The 4,638-nt window shown below is 61.2% G+C and carries 4 protein-coding genes; 3 read left to right on the top strand and 1 reads right to left on the bottom strand.

What is annotated here, in order from left to right:
- Together argH and ACRC1E_RS10025 are read left to right on the top strand one after the other, a co-directional pair.
- Positions 1-750 (top strand): argininosuccinate lyase (gene argH, locus ACRC1E_RS10030; protein ID WP_438514955.1); only part of this gene is annotated, 750 nt, incomplete at its 5' end.
- A 179-nt stretch (positions 751-929) separates the two neighbouring features.
- A complete protein-coding gene (locus tag ACRC1E_RS10025; RefSeq protein WP_438514954.1) occupies positions 930-2,480 on the top strand; it encodes an EAL domain-containing protein in 1,551 nt (516 codons plus the stop codon).
- 34 nt (positions 2,481-2,514) lie between these two features.
- Here the strand turns inward: ACRC1E_RS10025 and glpK are convergent, their stop codons facing one another.
- On the bottom strand, positions 2,515-3,993 hold the full coding sequence (gene glpK, locus ACRC1E_RS10020; protein WP_438514953.1) for a glycerol kinase GlpK: 1,479 nt from the start codon (positions 3,991-3,993) through the stop codon (positions 2,515-2,517).
- A 93-nt stretch (positions 3,994-4,086) separates the two neighbouring features.
- Here glpK and ACRC1E_RS10015 point away from each other — a divergent pair.
- The coding region (locus tag ACRC1E_RS10015; RefSeq protein ID WP_438514952.1) for a DeoR/GlpR family DNA-binding transcription regulator at positions 4,087-4,638 on the top strand (552 nt) is incomplete at its 3' end.

The raw sequence follows: 4,638 nt of genomic DNA, 5'->3' as shown, positions 1-4,638 counted from the left end.
CGCCATTACACCGCCGCACTCTTGGGCTTTGACGATGTGTGCCACAACTCGCTGGACGCGGTCTCCGACCGTGACTTCGCCATCGAATTCACCGCCGCCGCCAGTTTGGTGATGGTGCATTTGAGCCGCCTGTCCGAAGAGCTGATCCTGTGGATGAGCCCGCGCGTCGGTTTTATCGATATCGCCGACCGCTTCTGCACCGGCTCCTCCATCATGCCGCAAAAGAAAAATCCGGACGTGCCTGAACTGGTGCGCGGCAAGAGCGGGCGCGTGGTCGGCCACCTGATGGCGCTGATCATGCTGATGAAGGCGCAGCCTCTGGCCTACAACAAGGACAATCAGGAAGACAAGGAACCCCTGTTCGATACTGTCGATACGCTGATCGATACCCTGCGCATCTACGCCGACATGATGCGCGGCATCACGGTCAAGCCTGAAGCGATGCGCGCCGCCGTGCTGCAGGGCTTTGCCACCGCGACTGATCTGGCCGACTATCTGGTGAAAAAAGGGCTGCCGTTCCGCGATAGCCACGAAGTCGTGGCCCTAGCCGTGCGCCACGCCGAAGGGCAGGGTGTCGATCTGGCCGATCTGGATCTGGCCACGCTGCAGGGCTTTAGCCTGCTGATCGCAGAGGATGTCTACGCGGTCTTGACGCCCGAAGGCAGTCTGGCGCAGCGCAATCATGTCGGTGGTACTGCGCCGGCTCAGGTGCGTGCGGCGATTGCCCGTCACCGCAAGCAGCTGGGCTGATGCCCGTGCCGGGGTAGTCTTGCATGGCATCTGGATGGATGGTGCCCCGGCAGTTTTGCAGCATTTTAAAGTGGTAAAAAAGCCACTGCCAGCGATTGATTGTGGCGTAATGGGCAGCGATTGCCCATAGTAGTTGCCTTGAGTCTTTTATCTGCCACCACACCACACCACACCACACCATGAGCCCTCTGAACGATCCCCGTGTTGCATCGCGCCCGCACCGTCTGCTGCGGGTGCTCTTGGCCGTGCTGCTGCCGGTCTTGCTGGGCTGGGGCATCATGCTGGTGAGTACTTATCTGGCTACGCAGTCGCGGCTGGAAGAGGCGGTTGACGATGTGCAGTCCGAGATCGGCAGGATTTTTAAACACACTGAAAAAGCTGCGCTGGCGGCCTTGCCGCTGGCAGGTCAGGCCTGCACCGATGCCAATCTGCACAAATTACGCGAGCTGGTGACGGTGGTGTTGTATGTGCGCTCGGTCAATCTCTGGAGTCAGGATGGCAACTATTGCTCGTCCTTGTTCGGGCGTGATGCAAACACAGCACCGAATGTTTATACGGACACGCGTGCGCAATTGCTGCCGGGTAATGCCGTCACACCAGGTGAGGCGGTATTCGTGTACCGGGAGAGTGGGCCTGGGGACTACGATAGCGTGGTGGCGGTCTCGGGTGGCCACTTGCGTGCGGCCTTGCGCATCGCCATGCGTCATGCTGTGACCTCCGGTGGCGTGCAGTTGCAGATAGGCGATAACTGGATGGACAGCGAGGGCGCCGTACATCAAGGGCCGCCGCCGCGCAGCCTGCTGCTGGAAATTCGCCGGCAGCACCCTGTTTATCCTTTTGTCGTGGTGTCGTCCGTGTATTGGCCGGCATTTCTGGCCGAGAGCTGGGCCAGGTATCACCCCATGCTGGTGCTGCTGTTATTGCTTAGCAGCGGGGGCGGGTGGTTCTATTACCAGTGGCTGAAGCAGCCGCGCCCGGCCGCCGAGGTGATTGCCATCGCGGTGGAAAAACAGGAATTCATTCCCTTTTTGCAGCCGTTATTTGATGCCAGGAGCGGACAGTTGACGGGGGCCGAAGTGCTGCTGCGCTGGCAGCATCCGCGCGATGGCCTGCTATCGCCATTTGCCTTTATCGAGGCGGTCGAAAAAAGCGGGTACATGGGGCGGATTACGCGCCAGCTGATGCTGGTGGTGGCCGCAGCTCTGGCGCCGCAGGCGGCGCGCCTGCCTGCCGGCTTTCATCTGGCCTTCAATCTGGATGCCGATCAGCTGGACGATCCGCTCCTGATAGGCGATTGCCGTCGCCTGATGGCGGCCTTTCCGGCGGACAAACTGCTGTTGACGCTGGAGCTGACCGAACGCGAAGCTTTCGGCAGCGATGCCCACTTCGCGGTCTTTAGCGCGCTACAGGCCGAAGGTATCCAGCTGGCTATCGATGATTTCGGTACCGGTCAGAGCAGCCTTGCCTATCTGCACCAATTATCCATCGATACGCTGAAGATAGACCGTACCTTTGTCGATGCGATCGGCCGTGATTCGCTGGGCAAGGTGGTACTTGATGCCATCATCGCGCTGGGGTCGCAGCTGAACCTCAAGCTGGTGGCCGAGGGGGTGGAAACCGAGGCCCAGCGCGACTATCTGCGGGCTGCCGGTGTCGATACCCTGCAAGGCTATCTCTTGGCCCGTCCCATGCCGCTGGCCGACTTTATCGCCCGGTTGCCCGAAGCGTAGGGGTGGGGGGCGGGCATAGGCCGCAAGCCCGCTGTTAGCGGCTTAGGGTTCTGCCCACCGCCTCGTTCCAGCCGGCGTACAGTTGCTCGCGCCGCTTGTCGTCCATGCCCGGCGTGAAGCGTGCCGCCAGTTGCCAGTGGCCGGACAGCTCGTCCAGTGAACCGAATACCCCGGCCCCCAGTCCTGCCAGATAGGCCGCACCCAGTGCGGTGGTTTCGGTTACGTGCGGGCGCTCGACCGGCACATCCAGCATATCGGCGAGGAATTGCATCATCCAGTCGTTGCCGACCATGCCGCCATCTACCCTGAGTGCCGCCGGTGTCACCGCACCATCGGCCAGCATTGCGGCCATCAGGTCGCGGGTCTGGTAGCACACCGACTCCAGCGCGGCGCGCACGATATGGGCGATGCCCGAATCGCGGGTCAGCCCGATGATGGCGCCACGGGCCAGCGGATCCCAGTAGGGTGCACCCAGCCCGGTGAACGCCGGTACCAGATACACGCCGCCGGTACTCTCGACCTGACGCGCCAGAGCCTCGGCTTCGCCGGCATGGTCGATCAGGCGCACGGCATCGCGCAGCCACTGCACCGCCGCACCGGCAATGAAGATACTGCCCTCCAGCGCATACGTGGTCTTGCCCTCCAGCCGGTAACACACGGTAGACAGCAGGCGGTGGCTGGATGCGACCACCTGTGATCCGGTGTTTTGCACCATAAAGCAGCCGGTGCCGTAGGTGGACTTGATCATGCCCGGTGTAAAGCAGGCCTGACCCACGGTGGCGGCCTGCTGGTCGCCGGCCATGCCGGTAATCGCTATCGGCCGGCCGAATAAACGGGTAACGCCAAAATCGGCGGCATTATCGTGCACCTCGGGCAATAGCGAAGCCGGAATATCGAATAGCGCCAGCAATTCCGCATCCCATTGCTGGGTATGGATATTGAATAACAGGGTGCGTGCGGCATTGGTGGCGTCGGTGGCATGCACCCGGCCTTCGGTCAGCCGCCACAATAAAAAGCTGTCTATGGTGCCGAAGGCCAGTTCGCCGCGCTCTGCGCGCTGGCGGACCCCGGGCACCGTGTCCAGCAGCCAGCGTATCTTGCTGGCGGAGAAATAAGGATCGAGTACCAGACCGGTGCATGCTGCGACCCGTGCGCTATTGGCCGGTGTGGCCAGCTGTTCGCACAGGGCGGCGGTGCGCCTGTCCTGCCACACGATGGCGTGATACACCGGCTTGCCGGTGGCCCTGTCCCACAGCACCGTAGTTTCGCGCTGGTTGGCAATGCCGATGCCGGCCAGCGGCGCATCGGCGACACCCGGTGTGGCCAGTGCCTGCCGGCACAGCGCCAGGGTGTGGCTCCAGATCACCTCGGGGTCATGCTCGACCCAGCCCGGTGCCGGGAAAATCTGCGGCAGCTCGGTCTGGGCGCGGGCGAGGACACTGCCGTTGCTGTCGAATACCATGGCGCGGGTGCTGGTCGTACCCTGATCGATGACGAGCAGGCGTGGAGACATGTTGTTTCCTTGTGTACTTTGGCCTGTGTGATTTGCATCAGGCAGGCAATCTATGTTAAAGACTTAAGCTTGTATTTTCGTTTCCGAACTATCATGAGCCGATCCCCCCGTCACGACAAAATCCTGCAACTGGTACGCGAAAGCGGATTTATGCCGATCGAAGAGCTGGCGCGTCTTCTGGACGTCACGCCGCAAACGATACGCCGCGATATCAACCAGCTGTGCGAAGCCAATTTGCTGCGCCGTTACCACGGTGGTGCCGCGCTGGGTAACAGCGTCGAGAATGAAGATTATTTTGCACGCAAAGGCAAGCTGCAAAACGAAAAAGCACATATTGCACAATTGCTGGCGGACAGTATTCCCGACCATGCCTCCATCTTCATGGGCATAGGCACGACCATGGAGGCGATTGCGCAGGCGCTGACGCTAGGCCACAAGGGCTTGCGTGTCATCACCAATAATATCCATGTGGCGTCCATCATGTCGGCGAACCCCGATTTTACCGTGCTGATTACATCCGGTGTGGTGCGCGCTTCCGATGGCGGCATTACCGGGGTGGCGACACTGGATTTCATCAATCAGTTCAAGGTCGACTATGCGGTGATCGGTGCTGCCGGCATCGAGAGCGATGGCTCTTTGCTGGAC

The organism is Craterilacuibacter sp. (assembly GCF_051659485.1).
GTDB lineage: Bacteria > Pseudomonadota > Gammaproteobacteria > Burkholderiales > Chromobacteriaceae > Craterilacuibacter.
Note: the sequence above shows the minus strand (reverse complement) of the source record. Positions and strands in the feature narration are given on the sequence as shown.